The organism is Amycolatopsis sp. H20-H5, assembly GCF_035828755.1.
Lineage (GTDB): Bacteria > Actinomycetota > Actinomycetes > Mycobacteriales > Pseudonocardiaceae > Amycolatopsis.
In genome coordinates this window covers 110,756-125,366 of record NZ_JAYMZS010000002.1, presented here as the reverse complement: position 1 = coordinate 125,366, position 14,611 = coordinate 110,756, and the positions used below count along the sequence as shown (strand labels likewise).

Here is a 14,611-nt window from a genome sequence, read left to right as displayed (position 1 = left end):
CGTGGGAGTGAGGGAAACCCATGACAGAGACCGTGGGAGCCGGCGCGAAAGCGCAGGACGGGGCCGGTAAGAAGGCCGCGGGGCTGACGGTGCGCCGGGTGTTCACCACCGAGGGCGTGCACCCCTACGAGCAGGTCACCTGGGAACAGCGTGACGTCGTGATGACCAACTGGCGCGACGGCACGGTGAACTTCGAGCAGCGCGGCGTCGAGTTCCCGGACTTCTGGTCCGTCAACGCGACCAACATCGTCACCAGCAAGTACTTCCGCGGCGCCGTGGGCACCCCACAGCGCGAAACGGGCCTCAGGCAGCTGATCGACCGCGTGGTCAAGACGTACGTCAAGGCTGGGCGTGAGCACGGTTACTTCGCGGGCGAGGCCGATGCCGGGATCTTCGAGCACGAGCTCACCTGGATGCTGCTGCACCAGGTGTTCAGCTTCAACTCGCCAGTATGGTTCAACGTCGGGACAGCGTCGAAACAGCAGGTCAGCGCGTGTTTCATCCTCGCCGTCGACGACACGATGGAGTCGATCCTCAACTGGTACCGCGAGGAAGGCCTGATCTTCAAGGGCGGTTCCGGCGCCGGGCTGAACCTCTCCCGCATCCGTTCCTCCAAGGAACTCCTCACTTCGGGCGGCACCGCGTCCGGCCCGGTCTCGTTCATGCGCGGCGCCGACGCCTCGGCGGGCACGATCAAGTCCGGCGGCGCGACGCGGCGCGCGGCGAAGATGGTCGTGCTCGACGTCGACCACCCCGACGTCGAAGAGTTCATCCAGACCAAGGCCCGCGAAGAGAAGAAGATCAAGGTCCTGCGCGACGCCGGGTTCGACATGGATCTGTCCGGCGCGGACATCGCCTCCGTGCAGTACCAGAACGCCAATAACTCGGTCCGCGTCTCGGACGAGTTCATGCGCGCGGTCGAGACCGGCGACCCGTTCGGCCTGCGCGCCCGCCTCACCGGCGAGGTCATCGACCACGTCGACGCGAAGACGCTCTTCCGTTCGCTGACCACGGCGGCCTGGGAGTGCGCAGACCCCGGCATCCAGTACGACGGCGCGATCAACGACTGGCACACCTGCCCCGAGTCCGGCCGGATCACCGCTTCCAATCCCTGCTTCCCCGCCGACCAGCGGGTCGTGACCGACGCCGGGCTGGTCCGCATCGGCGACCTGGTGCGCAGGGCGTCGATGGGGGAGACCTTCGCCGTCTACACCAACGACGTCACGAACGTCGAAAAGCCACGGCCCGGAGTCGTCGCGACCGTGCCCACCCGGTACCTGGTCACCGGGACCAACGAGATCGTCGAACTGCGGTTCACGGACGGTTCCCGCCTGCGGTGCACCCCCGGCCACCGGGTCTGGACCGCGAACCGGGGCTGGGTGCACGCCGAGCAGCTCGTCGAAGCGGACCAGGTGGTGCGCTCGGTCGAGTACTCGCCCAGGACGCACGCGTCGGCGGCGTTGCCCACAGCGGCGATCCAGGGTGCCCGAAACGCGCGGGGAGTGGCGCTGAACGGGGTTCCGGAGAAATGGAGCCCCGAGCTGGCGCACTATCTCGGCTGGCTGGTGGGTGGCGGCCGGCTCACCGGCTCCGGAGCCGTGACGGTGTACGGCACCGGGTGGGAACGCGAGAACCTGTTGCCCCGGCACCGGACCCTGCTGGCCGGGATCACCGGTTTCGACCACTTGCCGAGCGTCCGGCCCGACGGGACGACCCGGCTGCGGTCGACGCGGGGCCGATTCGGCGTTCTGCTGAACGCGCTGGGCGTCTCGACAGAGGGCTCCGGGGAGAAGGTCGTTCCCGAGTCGATTTACGAGGCCCCGGAAGAGTCGCTGGTCGCGTTCCTGCGCGGGCTGTTCGACGCGGACGGCCGGGTAGTGGACCAGGTTGTGGAGGGCGCCCGGTACCTCGGGCTGGGCAGCCGCTCGGAGGAGCTGCTCATCGGTGTGCAGGAACTGCTCGTGAGCCTGGGTGTCCGTGGCCGCATCCACCGTGACACCCAGGGCCCGGGTTTCGAGCTCCGGATCGCCGGGCGCCACCTGGCGAGTTTCGCCGAGCTGGTCGGATTCGACCACGCCGCCAAAGCCGCGAAACTGACGGAAACCCTGGCAGCGCGGGGTCACTACGCCGTCGATGAGACGGTCCGGCTCGTCTCCCGGGTTTCCCGCGGGTTCGAAACCACCTTCAATCTCACCGAGCCGCGCAACCACTCGTACGTGGTGAGCGGAACGGTGGTGGCGAACTGCAGCGAGTACATGCATCTCGACAACTCCAGTTGCAACCTCGCCTCGCTGAACCTGCTGAAGTTCGTCACCGAGGACGGCGAGTTCGACGCGGAGCGCTTCGTCAAGGCCGTCGAGTTCGTCATCACCGCGATGGACATCTCCATCTGTTTCGCCGATTTCCCGACCGAGGCGATCGGGAACACCACCCGGGAATTCCGCCAGCTCGGCATCGGCTACGCGAACCTTGGCGCCCTGCTGATGGCGCTCGGCCACGCGTACGACTCCGAGGGTGGCCGAGCTCTCGCGGCCTCGATCACCTCGCTGATGTCGGGAGTGTCGTACCGCCGTTCCGCCGAACTCGCCGGCGTGGTCGGCCCCTACGAGGGCTATGCCCGCAACGCCGAGCCGCACCAGCGTGTCATGCGCAAGCACGCGGCGGCGAACGACCAGCTCCGCACCCTGCACGCCAACGACGCGGCGGTGCGCACCCTCGCCACCGGGGAATGGCGGCGTGGCAACGAGATCGGTGCCCGGCAAGGCTGGCGCAACGCACAGGCGAGTGTCCTGGCGCCGACGGGCTGCCTGACCGCGGACACCATGGTCACCACCGATCGAGGGCTGGCCAGGCTCTCCGAGATCGGCGAGCTCTACGGCGATCGCTGGCAGGACGTCGAGCTCACCGTCTCGACCGACGAAGGGCCTCGGCGGGCGACCAGGTTCTTCGTCAACGGTGAGGAACCCACCCGCCGCATCGTGACCAAGGGCGGTTATCGCGTCCAGGGCACCCTGGCGCATCGCGTGAAAGTGGTCGACGCGATCGGGGCCTGGGTGTGGCGACGCCTCGCCGACATCCGCCAGGGTGACCTGGTGCCGTTACAGCTCGGCGGACTCGTCGGCGAGCCCAGGCGTGTTCCCCTGCCGGTGCTCGACCAGGCGCTCGACACCGATGACGGCGCGGCTCGGGTGCCGGACGCCGTCGACGAGGAGCTGGCCGAGCTGGCCGGTTACTTCCTGGGTGACGGCGGTCTGCGCGCCGAGGGGATCCGGCTGCGTGTCGCGGACACCGACCTCGACGTGGTCGAGCGGGTGCGGGTACTGGCGAAGGGACTGTTCGGGCTGGACCCGATTGTCCGCCAGGTTCAGGGCCACCACGAGGTGACGCTGAAGTCCGTCAGGCTGGCCGCGTGGTGGCAGGCCGCTGGTTTCGCGAAGGATCTCCCCGGGGTCGATCACACGGGTGAGGGCTGGACGCCGAGGGTCCCCGCCGCCATCCGGGAGACCAACGACCCCGTCGTCTACGCTGCGTTCCTCCGCGGCCTGTTCGAGGCCGGTGGCACCGTGACCGAGGGTGTTCCTGCCCTCTCGACCGTCTCGGGGTTGTTCGCCGAGGACGTTCGCGGGCTGTTGCTGTCACTGGGGATGGCGTCGACGACCAGCGGCGCCCAGGTCCGGCTGCGCAACGCCGACCACGCGCTGGCCTATGACGAGGTCATCGGCTTCCTGAGCGAACGCAAGGCCAGGGCGTTGGTTTCTCTCGAGCCCCGCGGTTCCGCGAACGGCGATCACATCCACCTCCCGCGATCGGTGTGGGACGAGCTGGTGCCTTCCGGCCATGCCGACCGGGCCGTCGTCGTCCAAGCACTGCGCGAACACGGTGGCGTGACGCGGAGGCTCGCTCGCCGGATCTTCGGGGAGACAGGCGACCCCAGGCTGGGGCGGGCTCTCGGGTTCCTGTTCGAGCCGGTCGCGGCCAATGAGGACGGTGGGGTCCAGCCGACCTTCGACCTGTCCGTCCCGGACAACGTCACCTACGTCGCGAACGGATTCGTCAGTCACAACACCATCGGCTTCATGATGGACTGTGACACCACCGGGATCGAGCCGGACTTCTCGCTGGTGAAGTTCAAGAAGCTCGTCGGCGGCGGCTCGATGCAGATCGTCAACCAGACGGTCCCGCGCGCGCTGTCCGCGCTCGGCTATCCCGACGAGCAGGTCGAAGCGATAGTCGACTACGTCGCGAAGAGCGGGCATGTGGTCGACGCGCCTGGCCTGCGTCCCGAGCACTACGACGTGTTCGACTGCGCGGTCGGCGAGCGGTCCATCGCGCCGATGGGGCACGTGCGGATGATGGCCGCGGTGCAGCCGTTCCTCTCCGGTGCCATCTCGAAGACGGTGAACATGCCGGAGTCGGCGACCATCGACGAGGTCGAGGAGATCTACTACCAAGGCTGGAAACTCGGCCTCAAGGCGCTCGCCATCTACCGGGACAACTGCAAGGTCGGCCAGCCGCTGTCCACCGGCAAGAAGGAGACGGAGACCGAGCCGGTCGTCGAATACCGCCCGGTGCGCAAACGCCTGCCCAAGAAACGGCCCAGCCAGACGGTTTCGTTCACCGTCGGCGGTGCGGAGGGATACCTGCACGCGGGGTCGTACCCGGATGACGGGCTCGGCGAGATCTTCATCAAGCTCGGCAAGCAGGGCTCGACGCTGGCCGGGGTGATGGACGCGTTCTCGATGTCGATCTCGGTGGGCCTGCAGTACGGGATCCCGCTGGAGTTCTACATCTCCAAGTTCTCCAACCTGCGCTTCGAGCCGGCGGGCATGACCGACGATCCGGACATCCGGATCGCGACGAGCGTGCTGGACTACCTGTTCCGCAGGCTGGCACTGGACTACCTGCCGGTGGAAACGCGTTCCCAGCTCGGGATCTTCACCGCCGGTGAACGGTCCGTCCAGGTCGAGGCCGAGTACGGCACGGCCGACCTCGAAGAGCTCCGCACGAGCGTGGATTCGGGCACCCCGCGCCCGGCCGGGAGCGAGCACGTCAAGGACGTGCACAGCACTGCCGAGCTGGTGGAGCTGCAGCTCGGCAAGGCCGCGGACGCGCCGCTGTGCATGACCTGCGGAACCAAGATGAGGCCCGCGGGTTCCTGCTACGTGTGTGAAGGTTGCGGCTCCACGTCCGGCTGCAGCTGACGGAGGGGGAGCCCGCGGCCCGGCGGGCTCCCTCCCGGCTCAGCGGCGCGTGAAGTCCATGAACCAGTTGGTCTCCCAGGTCGCCTCGCCGTCGGTCGAGTAGGCCTGCTCCCAGCGGGGCGAGCCCGAGCTGACGCGGGTCCAGCGGTAGCGCACGCGGATCGGGGTGCCGTCGTGCTCGTCGTCGCCGTAGAAGTCGCCCTCGCCCTCCCCCTCGCCATTGTCGGCGTAGCGCCCGGTGACGGGGGACTGCAGCCGGCCGGTGCGGTTGTTGGCCCAGTACAGCGACCACTCGCCGGTTTCGGGGGCGTAGAGGCGCAGGGTCATGCCGCGGAAGCCGCGGGCGGGGCAGCTGAACTCGTCGAAGTTGCCCGCGCCCTCGAACAGGCCGTGGCTCCGCGACGTCGCCGGGAAGGTGTCCCATTCGTCGCTGCCGGTGAGTGGCTTGAGCAGCCGCCGGTTGGTGATGTCCCAGTCGCCGACGAAGAAGTCGAAGTCGCCGGCGCCGGTGGTGTCGCTCATGTGATGGTGGCCTTTCGGACGGGAATCGCTGTCCGGGCCAGCATCGCGCGGATCCACTGCCATCCTGTGTCAGTGGATCCGCGCGGGTGCGGATCAGCGCGTGAGCCGCTCCCACAGGAACTCGAACACCAGCGCCCACTTGAACGCCAGCTGCTCGTTGTCGGCCGCCGCGCCGTGGCCGCCTTCGATGTTTTCGTGGTAGCGGACGTCGTGGCCCTGTTCGCGCATCCTGGCCACCATCTTGCGAGCGTGAGCGGGGTGCACCCGGTCGTCGCGGGTGGAGGTGACGAACAGCGACGGCGGGTAGTCGCGTCCACTGTGGACGTTCTGGTAGGGCGAGTACTCGCCGATGTGGGCCCATTCCGCCGGGTCGTCCGGGTTGCCGTACTCGGCCATCCACGAAGCCCCGGCGAGCAGCTTGTGGTAGCGCCGCATGTCCAGCAGGGGTACCTGGCTGACGATCGCGCCGAACAGCTCGGGGTAGCGGGTGAGCATGACGCCCATCAGCAGCCCGCCGTTGCTGCCGCCCTGGATGCCGAGCCGCGCCGGTGTGGTGATGCCGCGCTCGGTCAGGTCGGCGGCGACGGCGGCGAAGTCCTCGTACACCTTGTGCCGGTCGGCCTTGATCGCCTGGGTGTGCCATTCGGGTCCGTACTCGCCGCCGCCGCGGATGTTCGCGACCACGTAGGTGCCCCCGCGCGCGAGCCAGCCTCGCCCGTTGACGCCGCTGTAGCCCGGGGTCAGCGGGATTTCGAAGCCGCCGTAGCCGGTCATCAGCGTCGGGCCTCCTTCGGCGCCCGACGGCCGCACCACGAAGTACGGGATCTTCGTGCCGTCCAGCGAGGTCGCGAAGTACTGCGCGACCGTCATTCCCTCGTTGCCGAAGAACGCGGGTGCCTGTTTGAGGATCTCTACCTCGCCGCCGACGTGGCCGTAGGTCAGCGTCGCCGGTTCGGTGTAGCCGCTCGTGTTGAGGAAGTACTCGTCGCTGACCTCGGGGTCGGTGCCGGTGATCTCCGCGCTGCCCAGCTCCGGGGCCCCGGCCAGCGGGGCCTCGGCCCAGCCGCCCTGGCCGGGGGTCAGTGCCCGCAGTTCGGTCTTGACGTCGTGCAGGGTCGCCAGCAGCAGGTGGTTGCGGGTCCAGGCCCAGTAGTCGAGCGAGGTGTGCGGGTCGGGTGCGAACAGCGTGGTCAGCGTGCGCTCACCGGCCATATACGGCTCGAACAGCGACGCGAGCAGCGTGCCCGCCGGGTACTCGGTGCCACCGACCGTCCACGGCGACCGGGTCTGCACGAGCAGCCATTCGCGGTGCACCGACGCGTTCGCGTCCTCGGGGACGTCGACACGGGCCAGCCCGCCCTCGGACGTGCGCAGGTACATCTCGGAGCGGTAGAAGTCGATCGCGCGGCTGACGAAGTCGCGCTCGAAACCCCCGGTCGGGTCGTGGTACGCGCCGATCGACACATCCTCGGGCTTGCCTTCGAAGACCACGGCCGCTTCACTCAGCGGGGTGCCGCGACGCCATTCCTTGCTGATCCGCGGGTAGCCGGAACTCGTCAGCGAGCCCTCGCCGAAGTCCGTGCCGACGTACACGCGATCGGCGTCGATCCAGCCGACACGGGCCTTCGCCTCGGGCAGGGTGAAGCCGTTCTCGACGAATTCGTGCGCGTCGAGGTCGAACTCGCGCACCACGACCGCGTCGGCGCCGCCGCGCGAGAGCTCGACCAGACCCAGCCGGTACCCGGGCCGCAGCACGGCCGCGCCCTGCCAGACCCAGTTCTCGCCCTCGGCCTCGGCCAGCGCGTCGACGTCGAGCAGGAGCTCCCACGCGGGCTCGGCCAGCCGGTACTGCTCCAATGTGGTCCGCCGCCACAGGCCCCGCGGGTGTGCCGCGTCCTGCCAGAAGTTGTAAAGGTGCTCGCCACGCCGCCGGACGTACGGAATCCTGTCGTCGGCGTCGAGCACCTCGCGGATTTCGTCACGCAACCCGGCGAACCGCTCACCGCCGGTCAGCTCGGTGAGCGTGCCGGCGTTCTGCGTGCGCACCCAATCCAGCGCTTGCTCGCCGGTCACGTCTTCCAGCCACAGGTACGGGTCGTCGTCACTCATCCCGACAGTCTTCCCGGGACACCCCCTTCCTGGCGAGGTAGGACGGCGTTTTCGTTTCGTGATCCCGGGCTCGCCGGGCGTCCGTATGCTGGTCGGAGCGTCCCGATCGGGGAGACGGGCGCGCGCTCGGGCGGGTTCGCTCCGACGTCGGACTGTGATCGTGGGGGAGAACGTGACCGGTTCTGTGGAGGGCGCCGCCGAAGAAGGCGCCACTTCGGAACGGCTCGAGACCTCCGGGCCACCGCCACCGCCGCCGGTGGTGGCCCGGCTCCCTGACTACGCGTTCACCGCCACCCCGCCGCCCGTGCTGATCCCGCCGCCACACCAGGACTGGGGTGGCCGCGCCGTGGTCGGCGTGCTGCTCGCCGGTGCCCTGCTCATCGGCACCCTGGCCGCCACCACCCACGGGACCCGGCTCGTCAGCGGCCACGCGCTGCCCGCGAGCGGCGTGGACTTGACGCGCGGGGGCACCTCGTCGGAGAAGGGAACGGACGGGCGACCGGCACCGAAGGAGTCCTCGCAGCTGGCGTCCAACCCGCTGCTGGCCGACGGGGTGACGCTGACGGAGGTGACCTGCAGCCTGCCTGCGCTGGGACGCGCGCCCGAGCAGCTGGCGGCGTTCTATAAGGCTGAGGTTGATTGTCTGGCCGAGGCTTGGAAACCGGCGCTGGACAAGGCGAACGAGCCAGCGCTTTCCGCTACCGTCCAGGTGACGCTGCCCGACCATAGCGCGTGTGGGAAGCCGCCCAGTAAGGATGAGGCCGTCGCGTATTACTGCGGTGGTGACACCACGATTTACGCACCCACCGAATGGATGCTTGATGACGCGGGGCAGGAACGTGCGCGGCATTTGGCGACGATTGCCCACGAGTACGGGCACCATGTTCAGCGGGAGAGTGGCATACTTTCTGCTTCTGCGGACAAGATGACTTCGGATGATGAAAGTAGCCCCGCCGATCAGGAACTTGTTCGCCGGATCGAGCTGCAGGCCAACTGCTTTGGCGCGGTGTTCATTGCGGCCGCCGCGGGGCGCGGCGCGATCAGTACGTCGCTGGCCAACGCGACAGTGGCCGATTACGGCCGTGCCGATGACAGTGACACGCATGGCTCTCGTAAGCACCAGCTGAAGTGGGCCAAGGCAGGTTTTGCGGGTAAGTCTCCGTCGGCTTGTAATACCTGGGCGGCTTCTGCTGCCGACGTCACCTGAGTTTTGGTGTGCGGGTTTTTGGTTTAGTCCTGAGGTGTGGCTAGAAGCCTGTGTTTTTTGGCCAGCGCGCTTACAAACTCGCGCCGCCAGGTCGCCCCTGACCATGTACGCAAGTGCGGCTTTTGTTTGTAGGGGGGCGACCTGCCGTCGCGAGTTGGGAGGCCCTGGCGGGCCTGAAAGAGGGCGCGCGGCGGTGAAGTCTCCCCTCGCAGGGCTCGGGGAGACGCTGTGGTTGGGGCAAACGGCTGTGGCTGGGGTGGGCTGGGGTTGTGGTTGAGGTGGGCTGGGGTTGGGGTGGGTTGGTGGGGTTGTGGTGGGGTGGGGTGGTGGGTTGGTTTTTTTGGGGTGGGTTGTGGGTTATGGTGTCCAGGTGGGGGAGCGGCCTAGGAGGCCTAGTAGGTGGTGTAGTTCTGGTGCGTTTTTGGGTACTTTTACTACTGGGGCGAAGGTTTTTTGGTTTAGTCGGTCTGTTGGGCTGGTGGGGATTTGCTGGGCGAATTTTAGGGCCATTTGTACTGCTTCGGTGTCGGGTTCGTAGGGGACGTTGAGTGTTTTTGCCAGGTCCCAGCCGTGGGCGATGGTGTCGACCAGGTGCATTGCCAGGGCTATTTGGCCTGGGAAGGTTCCGTGTTTGCCGATGGTGAGTTGGCGTTCGAGGACTTCGTTGCCGGCGAAGGCTTCCAGGTATGCGTCGACCGAGGTTGTGTAGGCGCCGTAGGGGTTGTTGCCGAGTTGGGCGCTGTCCCAGTTTGGTGCTGAGCCGTCGCGTGCGGCGATCGCGAAGCCGTGGTTCTCGCTGACCTGGTGACGGAGCAGTTCGGTGAGGGTCCAGCCTGTGCACGGTGTGGGGCGGCCGAGGTCGGCGGTGGTCATGTCGGCGAGGATCTTGTCGAGGACCGCGAGTGAGCGGCGGTCCAGGTCGAAAGTGGTCATGTGGGGAAACTAGCGGTGGGATCGGCTTACCTGAAGAGCCAAATCTGGGCGGACTTTGGTGTGCCAATCTAGAGTGGTCTGGTGGAGATTCACATTGACCTCAGTCGTGGCCGGGGTTACCGGGACGCGATCTATCGGCAGATCCGGGCGGCTATCCTTGATGGCCGGATTCAGGCGGGGGAGGCGCTGCCGCCCAGCCGGGAGCTCGCGCAGCGGCTCGCCGTCTCCCGCACTACGGTCAGTGCCGCCTACGACCGGCTCATGGCGGAGGGCTTCCTGCAGGCTCGCGTCGGCTCTGGCACTTTCGTCCGGGCGGGGTCCGAGCGTCAGTCCGCCACCTCCGGCGGCCGCGTCACCGAGGCTCGGCCGCTGGCGGAGTGGGATGACGTCCCCGAGTTGCCCGCGGCGTTCGCCCCCGCGCCCGAGTTCGACTTCCGGGCCGGGGTGCCTGATCTGAGCCGCTTCCCGTTCGATACCTGGCGGCGGCTGGTGACGCGGCAGATCCGGGCCTCGCGGGCTGACCTGCTGACCTATGGTGACCCGCAGGGTCATCCCGGCCTGCGCGTGGCGATCGCCCGGCACGTCGGGGTCGCCCGCGACGTCCGGGCCGGGGCCGCCGACGTGGTGATCACCTCCGGCGCGCAGCAGACGATCGACCTCGTGGCGCGGGTCCTGCTGCGGCGAGGTGATCTCGCCGCCGTCGAGGACCCCGGCTACCCGCCGCCGAGACTCCTGCTGACCACACTCGGCGTGCGGCCAGTGCCCGTCCCGATGGACGGCGAGGGCATCGTCGTGGCGGAGATCCCGGCCGGGTGCCGCCTGGTCTACGTCACACCTTCGCATCACTATCCGCTGGGCACGTCGATGTCGCTGGAGCGGCGGCTGGAGCTGCTGGACTGGGCCGCGCGGCACGACGCGGTGATCCTCGAGGACGACTACGACACCGAGTTCCGCTACACCGGGCGACCGCTGGAACCCTTGCACAGCCTCGATTCCCGCGGCCGCGTGGTCTACGTCGGCTCGTTCTCCAAGGTGCTCTCACCCGCACTGCGACTCGGGTTCATGGTGGCTCCGCCGTCCCTGGTGCCGTCGTTGGTCAAGGCCAAGTACCTGAGCACCTGGCATTCCCCGAACCTGGAGCAGGCGGCACTCGCGGAGTTCATCGACGAGGGCGGTTTCGCCCGCCACATCAGGAAGATGCGCAAGACCTACCGCGAACGCCACGAGCTCGTCCGGGAGGTGCTCCTACGGGACTTCGGCGGGGTCCTCGAGCCGATCCCGTCGGACGCCGGACTGCACCTGAGTGCTTACGCCACAAGGGATCCGCGTGACGTCGTCCGAGCCGCGCGCGACGCGGGCATCCTGCTCTACCCCCTCTCGTGGTTCTCCGTGCGCACCCCGCGGCCCGCCGGGCTGGTGTTCGGCTACGGCGCGCTGCCCACCGCCCGGATCGAACCCGGTCTCGCCCGCTTGCGGGCGTTGTTCGGCGAACCGCGGGACACGGCGTGACCAGGTGATACCCGGACGCCGTCGCCGTTGGACTTTCGCCGCCGCCCGTTAGGCCATAACCTGAGGTGAGCCAGCTCACCGACCCGGGAGGATCGCGATGCGGATTTCCGACCTGCTGCGAGGCAAGGGAACGGCGGTCGCCACGGTCGCCCCCGAGACGACGGTCACCGAACTGCTCGCGAGACTCGCCGAGCACAACGTGGGCGCCATGGTGGTGATCACCGGCGACCAGATCGCCGGCATCGTGTCGGAACGGGACGTGGTCCGGCGCCTCGTCGAGCACGGCCCCGGCCTGCTCGCCCGGCCGGTCGCCGAGATCATGACCAAGATGGTCGCCAGCTGCGGGCCGGAGGACTCCGTCGACCAGCTGACCGTGCTGATGACCGAACGCCGTATCCGGCACGTGCCGGTGCTGGTCGAGGGCAAGCTGGCGGGCATCGTCAGCATCGGCGACGTGGTGAAGAACCGCATGGAAGAGCTGGAAAAGAGCCGTGAACAGCTGGAAGCCTACATCTCGCAGGGCTAGCTCGCAGTCCCGAGCACCGGGGCCGTCGCCGCGATGCCCGCGGTGACGGCCGCACGGCCCTTCGCCCAGCTGGTCGCGCGCGGCATGTCCGTGAGCAGCGCGACGACGTAGCGCGAGCCGACCACGCCGGTGGTGTCGAGCACGACCGACGAGCGCAGGATCATCCAGCCCTGCTTGACGGCCCAGTCGACGCCGGGCAGCCCGTCCGGGATGCCGAAGTACTGGGCGAACCCGTCGTCGGCGGGCTGCCGGGCGGCGGCGAGGGCGTCGACGATCGGCCGGGCGACCTCGTCCGGCACCGTGTCGTCGAGGTATTCGTAGATCTGGACGACGTCGTCGGCGCTGGTCCAGGTCATGCCCCACTGCCCGGGATCCGAGGGTGGGACGGTGTCGTCGAGGCCGATCAGGTCGGCCATCCGGCTGACGATCGTGACGCCGCCGTCGTCCTCCCACAGCCGCGACGCGATGGAGTCGTTGCTGCCCGCGAGCATGGTCGTGAGGTCTTCGGCCAGGTCGTCGTCCGGCACCTGCCACCCGTTGTCGTAGACAGCGTCGAGCGCGATGAGCAGCTTCACCACCGAAGCCGTGTAGAAGCGCTTTCCGGGGTCCGCCTCGGCCAGTGTTTCGCCGGTCTGGCGATCGAAGATCGCGAGTCCCAGCTCTGTTCCCGGGACCGCGTGCTTGACGGCATCGGACACCGCGTCCGCCAGCTCGTCCGGGTCCAGCGCCGGGGCCGAGACGGTCGTGCTGGGCGTCGGCGTCTCAGTCGGGGTGTTCACCGATGACGCTGGCGTGCTCGTCGCGGGGGCCGTCACCGCCTGGTTGACCGGCGTGACGGTGTGCCTGGCGGTGACGACCAGGCCGCCTGCCGTCAGTGCGACGGCCGTCAGCGCGGCGCAGGCGAGGGTGACGCGAACCCGTGTCCTCATACCGGGTCAACGTCGGCCGTCCGGCGTTCAGCAGCGGCTCTGACCTGTCCGTTTCCTGTGTCTTGCTGTGGGGACGCTGTGTTCGCTCACTCGCGCCAGCCCGCGAGCTCGACCCCCTTCGCGACGTCCACCCGGAAGGCCAGCGTGACCACCGCGGCCTGGCCCGGCGCGACGGCGATCCGCCAGGTGAACTCGCCGAGTTCGGTGGTCTCGGCCGGATCCGGGGTGGCGCGCACGTCGCGGACGACCACCGCGTCGTCGCGCGACACCGGGAACTGGTCGAGCACGGTGACCGCGGCTTCGCGCGGCCCGTGGTTGGTGACGGTGGTGCGGTATTCGGCCTCACGCCGTTTCGTCCCGGACAGCGCGGCCTTGCCCGCCGTGCGGCGGACGAGTTCCCGTTCGACCCGGATCCGGTCGTCCACCCCGAGTGCGAGCTCGACCTCTTCGCCGGGGGCCCAGGCGGAAAGCCTTGTGGTGCCGACGAACTCGGAGCCGTGGAAGACGGCGGCCCGCCCTGGCCGCAGCGTGTGCTCGGAGCCGTTGACGACCGTCGCGCGCAGGTGGGCTTCCTCGGCGAGGACGGGAGCGGTGACGTATCCCAGCTTCGCCGTCCAGTCGAACTGCGCGAGCGTGGTGCGATGTCCCTGCGCTCCGGACGGGACCGCGACCGGGTGCCCTGGCCGGTAGGTCGCCGCGGCCGCGCCCTGCTCCACCTCGGCCGGGCGGAACGCCAGTTTCCGCAGCGCGGGCGCGGCTTCCTGCTGCTGCGCGGCGGCGGGCGCGGCGCCGCCGTAGCCGCGGTTGACCGACAGGACGGCGTGCTCGGGCACGGGCCGGACGCGGTCGAGGTACCAGGGGCCGAGTTCCGGGATGTCCACAGTGGTCGCGGGCCGCGCGGTCGACAAAGCGAGTTCGCACTCGGGCCAGTCCTCGCCGGTGTGCTGGGTGACCAGTCCGTGCCAGGTCACCTGGACCTGCTCGTCGCGCAGCCGGACGTCGTAGCCGGACTCCCAGTGCGCTTCGGTGACCACATAGGACAGTTCCAGTTCCAGCCCCGCGTCCGCGGCGGCGTCCGGCTCCGCTTCGAGCTCCACGGTCACCGTCGTGCTGTCCTGTTCGGACACGCCTTGCCGGTTCGCGATCTCCCGGTCCAGCGCCGCGAGGTCCTCGGCCAGCCCGGCCCGCCGGTCGGTCAGCTCCCGGCGGCTCTTGAGTGCCGTGGCGAGCTGTGCCGAGAGCGCGTCGGTCACCTCGGCCACCCGGCCGGGTTCGGCGGTGCCCGCGGCGAGCGCTTTCGCGAAGCTGCCCCCACTTCGCTGCGCGAGGCTGGTCAGCAGCTCCACCTTCGTGGTCTCCGCCGTCTCCGCGTCGGTGACCTCGTCGAGCGCGGCCTGGTCTGCCCGGCGCCGGTCGGTCAGCGCCCGCAGCGCGGGATCGGCCGGGTTCGCGTGCCGTTTCGTCGTGACGTCGACGCCGAGGATCGTCGCGGGCCCGGTGCCGGTGACGCGCACCGAATCGGCGGCGAGCCCGGCGGGCAGCCCGTCGAGGGTGAACCGGGAGCCGGTGTCGAGCCGGGCGCTGCCCCGGCGGGTGATCCGGGCGTGCTGCGGGTAGACGGTGACGGCGACGATCGGCGCTTCCACGGAGGTCGGCATGGCACCGACGTTAGTCT

Annotated in this window: 8 protein-coding genes and 1 pseudogene; 4 read left to right on the top strand and 5 right to left on the bottom strand. The window is 69.0% G+C overall.

The annotated features are described in order from the left end of the window. Positions 1-20: 20 nt before the first annotated feature. Positions 21-5,012 (top strand): annotated as a pseudogene (locus QMK34_RS01625) (LAGLIDADG family homing endonuclease); the annotation flags it as partial. 228 nt (positions 5,013-5,240) lie between these two features. On the opposite strand, the gene QMK34_RS01620 reads toward QMK34_RS01625, so the two are convergent. Both QMK34_RS01620 and QMK34_RS01615 read right to left on the bottom strand, forming a co-directional pair. Further along, on the bottom strand, positions 5,241-5,723 hold the full coding sequence (locus QMK34_RS01620) for a hypothetical protein (protein ID WP_326410526.1): 483 nt from the start codon (positions 5,721-5,723) through the stop codon (positions 5,241-5,243). Between the two features lie 93 nt (positions 5,724-5,816). Then, positions 5,817-7,832 (bottom strand): prolyl oligopeptidase family serine peptidase, encoded by a 2,016-nt coding sequence (locus QMK34_RS01615; protein ID WP_326410524.1) that lies wholly within the window; start codon positions 7,830-7,832, stop codon positions 5,817-5,819. Positions 7,833-8,088: 256 nt separating this feature from the next. Between QMK34_RS01615 and QMK34_RS01610 the strand changes: the two genes are divergently transcribed. Beyond that, entirely contained in the window at positions 8,089-9,039 is a 951-nt protein-coding gene (locus tag QMK34_RS01610) for a neutral zinc metallopeptidase (protein ID WP_442785079.1), read from the top strand. Positions 9,040-9,396: 357 nt separating this feature from the next. Here QMK34_RS01610 and QMK34_RS01605 read toward each other — a convergent pair whose 3' ends face one another. Continuing rightward, positions 9,397-9,972, bottom strand: a complete 576-nt coding sequence (locus QMK34_RS01605) for a TIGR03086 family metal-binding protein (protein WP_326410522.1) — start codon at positions 9,970-9,972, stop codon at positions 9,397-9,399. A gap of 81 nt (positions 9,973-10,053) precedes the next feature. Here QMK34_RS01605 and pdxR point away from each other — a divergent pair, with 81 nt between their 5' ends. Together pdxR and QMK34_RS01595 are read left to right on the top strand one after the other, a co-directional pair. After that, the gene (pdxR, locus tag QMK34_RS01600; protein WP_326410520.1) at positions 10,054-11,481 is read left to right on the top strand and encodes a MocR-like pyridoxine biosynthesis transcription factor PdxR; all 1,428 of its coding nucleotides are present in this window, start codon (positions 10,054-10,056) and stop codon (positions 11,479-11,481) included. Positions 11,482-11,578: 97 nt separating this feature from the next. Beyond that, on the top strand, positions 11,579-12,007 hold the full coding sequence (locus QMK34_RS01595) for a CBS domain-containing protein (protein WP_326410518.1): 429 nt from the start codon (positions 11,579-11,581) through the stop codon (positions 12,005-12,007). On the opposite strand, the gene QMK34_RS01590 is transcribed toward QMK34_RS01595, so the two are convergent. Beyond that, positions 12,004-12,936 carry a hypothetical protein gene (locus tag QMK34_RS01590; RefSeq protein ID WP_326410516.1) on the bottom strand — a complete coding sequence of 311 codons (933 nt, stop codon included), beginning with the start codon at positions 12,934-12,936 and terminating at the stop codon, positions 12,004-12,006. The genes QMK34_RS01595 and QMK34_RS01590 overlap by 4 nt on opposite strands. Positions 12,937-13,022: 86 nt before the next feature. Further along, positions 13,023-14,594: a DUF4139 domain-containing protein gene (locus tag QMK34_RS01585; RefSeq protein ID WP_326410513.1), complete on the bottom strand. Its 1,572-nt coding sequence runs from the start codon at positions 14,592-14,594 to the stop codon at positions 13,023-13,025. Positions 14,595-14,611: the final 17 nt, after the last annotated feature.

What these genes read in the sequence shown, in the direction of transcription:
- QMK34_RS01595 (WP_326410518.1), top strand. Translation starts at nt 11,579, where the DNA reads ATGCGGATTTCCGACCTGCTGCGAGGCAAGGGAACGGCGGTCGCCACG.
- QMK34_RS01585 (WP_326410513.1), bottom strand. Translation starts at nt 14,594, where the DNA reads ATGCCGACCTCCGTGGAAGCGCCGATCGTCGCCGTCACCGTCTACCCG.
- QMK34_RS01620 (WP_326410526.1), bottom strand. Translation starts at nt 5,723, where the DNA reads ATGAGCGACACCACCGGCGCCGGCGACTTCGACTTCTTCGTCGGCGAC.
- QMK34_RS01590 (WP_326410516.1), bottom strand. Translation starts at nt 12,936, where the DNA reads ATGAGGACACGGGTTCGCGTCACCCTCGCCTGCGCCGCGCTGACGGCC.
- QMK34_RS01615 (WP_326410524.1), bottom strand. Translation starts at nt 7,832, where the DNA reads ATGAGTGACGACGACCCGTACCTGTGGCTGGAAGACGTGACCGGCGAG.
- QMK34_RS01605 (WP_326410522.1), bottom strand. Translation starts at nt 9,972, where the DNA reads ATGACCACTTTCGACCTGGACCGCCGCTCACTCGCGGTCCTCGACAAG.